Raw genomic sequence first — 2,677 nt, forward strand, 5'->3', positions numbered from 1 at the left:
GACGATCCGGGCGGCCAGCCGCCGGTCGCCGCGCAGGGCGAGCTGGTCGTCGCCGTCGGCCAGCAGGGCCCGGCCGCACTCCTTCGCCCAGTCGGGGTGGGAGCCGTCCACGTCGACGAGCCGGGGCCGCAGTTCGGGGTGCTCGCGTTGCAGCACCCGGCCGTAGCCCCAGTACAGGGCGGCGCCCGGATCGGGTGTGTCGGTCGCCGTGACGCTCTGGGCCCGGTCGGTGAGGACGGTGAGCCGGGGCAGCGAGGGCAGTGCCGCGCAGACCCGGACCACGGCGCTCAGGTGGGCGAGTCCGCGCTGCTGCGCGTCGGGGCCGACACAGGCGCGCGGCGCGAGGAAGACGACGCCGTCGACGTGGCCCGTGAGGGAGTCCTCCGGCCGGGTGAGGTCGGCCACCGGGGTGACCTCGGCGCCGGCCGCGCGCAGGGCGTCGGCCAGGTCCTGGGTGCCGCCCGTGCCGCACACGACCCAGTGGCCGGCCGCGGCCCGGTCGGTGGTGTCGGCCCGCGCGTCGGTGACGTCGGTCCAGTGGACGCGGTGCAGCCGGTCGGTGTCCGCGACTCGGCCGTCCGAGGTGGGCAGAGACCGCAGGACCAGGCCCTCCGTCACCAGCAGCAAACGCCGGTCGGCGGTGAAGAGCCGGACGTCGACGGTGCCGTCCGGGCGGCGCAGGACGTGGGAGTGGAGCGCGGTGACGGGTTCGCCGTCGGTGGGCAGCACGTGGACGGCTCGTACGGCGGTCGGCATCAGCGCCTCGGCGCCGTCGTCGAGCAGCAGGGCGACCTGGAGGGCCCCGTCCCACAGCGCGGGGTGCGGGACGTGGGGGCGCAGGCCGGCCCAGAGTTCCTCCGGGAGCCGGATCTCGCCGAGGGCCTCGTCGCCGGACGGGTGGCGACGCAGGGCGCGCACCGTCCGGAACGCCGGGCCGTAGACCTGGCCTCGGGCGGCGCAGCGGCGGTAGAACTCCTCGGGGTCCTCGGCCGGGACGTCGCCGGCCCAGCCGGGGAGGTCGAAGGCGGGCGGGGTGTCCGCGGCGGATGCGGCGTCGGCGGTCGCAACGACGTCCCACTCGGTGGCGCCGGGCGTCAGGGACAGCAGCCGGAACGTGCCGGGGCCGCCGGGGGTGTCCTGCCACTCGGTGGTGAAGCGGACCGGTTCCGTACCGATGGTCACCTCCTTGCGGAAGGCGACGTCGACGAGCCGGCCGGGCGCGGTGCCCGTGCGGCTGTGCGCGGTGTGCAGGGCCATGGCGAGCATGCCGGTGCCCGGGAGCAGCGCGGTGTCGTACAGCTTGTGGTCGGTGAGCCAGGGCTGGGTGAGGGGGGACAGTTCGAGGGTGCCGTGCCAGACGCCGGGGCGGCCGGGGGCGGGGGTGAGGGGTGCCTCGAAGCCTTGCGCGGCGTCGCCGGTGCGGCGGTTGTCGGCGGGCCAGAAGCTCTCGCGCTCCAGGGGGTAGGCGGGCACCGGGAAGCGGCCGTCGCGGGGCAGGGTGCCGAAGGGCTCCAGGCCGGTGACGTAGGCGCGGGCGAAGGCGTCGGCGACATCGCGGGTGCCGCCGTGGCCCCGGCGCAGGGTGGTGAGCAGGCCGAGGGGTTCCTCGCGGGCGGCTGCCTGCTGTTCGAGCGCCGGGTGCAGGACGGGGTGCGGGCTGATCTCCACGACGTGGGTGACGCCGCTGTCGAAGAGGGCGTCCATGGCGGCGACGAACTCGATGGGTTCGCACAGGTTGCGGACCCAGTAGGCGGGGCCCAGGGTGTCGCCGTCGACGACGCGGGCCTCGACGGTCGACATGAGGGGGATGTCGCCCTCGGCCGGCCGGATCGGGGCGAGCGCGGTCAGGAGGTCCTCGCTCAGGACGCCCATGCCGGCGCTGTGGGAGGCGTAGTCGATGCCGACCAGGGCGCAGTACGTGCCCTCGGCCTCCAGGAGTTCCTTCAGCGCGAGGATGTACTCGCGGTCCCCGGACAGGACGCAGGAGTGCGGGCCGTTGTGCGCGGCGAAGGAGACGAGGTCCTCGAACCCTTCCAGGGCGCGTACGGCGGCGTCGCGGTCGAGGTCGACGGCGAGCATGAGTCCCCGGCCGGACACCCGGCCGGCGATCAGCGCGCCGCGCCGGGCGAGGACGAGGGCGGCGTCGTCGAGGGACAGGGCGCCCGCGAAGGTGGCGGCGGTGAGCTCGCCCTGGCTGGTGCCGAGCACGACGTCGGGGGTGATGCCGGCGGCCCGCCACAGTTCGGCCAGGCCCAGGGACATCGCCCACAGTGCGGGCTGGAGCACGTCGGTGCGGGTGGTCCAGGTGTGCGCGATCCCTCCTTGGCCCGCGATGTCGCCGGGGGCGAACACGTCGGTCAGGTCCCAGTCGACGTGCGGGGCGAGGGCCTTGGCGCAGCGGTCGACGACCGAGGCGAACAGGGCGCTGTCGCGGTAGAGGGCCACGCCCATCTCCCGCCACTGCGAGCCCTGGCCGGGGAAGACGAAGGCGGTGCGGCCTCGCGGCAGGGAGCGTCCGGTGATCACGGTGGTGTCCGGGGCGGCGGGGTCGTCGAGGGCGGCGAGACCGGCGTCGGCCTCGCTGCGGTCCGCAGCGACGAAGGCGGCCCGCTCCGGGAAGTGGTCGCGGCGCCAGGCGAGTGTGCCGGCCACCTCGGCGACGTCGCTCTCGCCGAAG

1 protein-coding gene is annotated in these 2,677 nt (G+C 75.7%); it reads right to left on the reverse strand.

Translation table 11 applies throughout. The annotated features are described in order from the left end of the window. Positions 1-2,677: acyltransferase domain-containing protein (locus tag ACVNF4_RS34680; protein ID WP_461806834.1), on the reverse strand; the 2,677-nt coding region annotated here is incomplete at both ends.

The sequence above is a fragment of the Streptomyces sp. S6 genome, assembly GCF_054880855.1.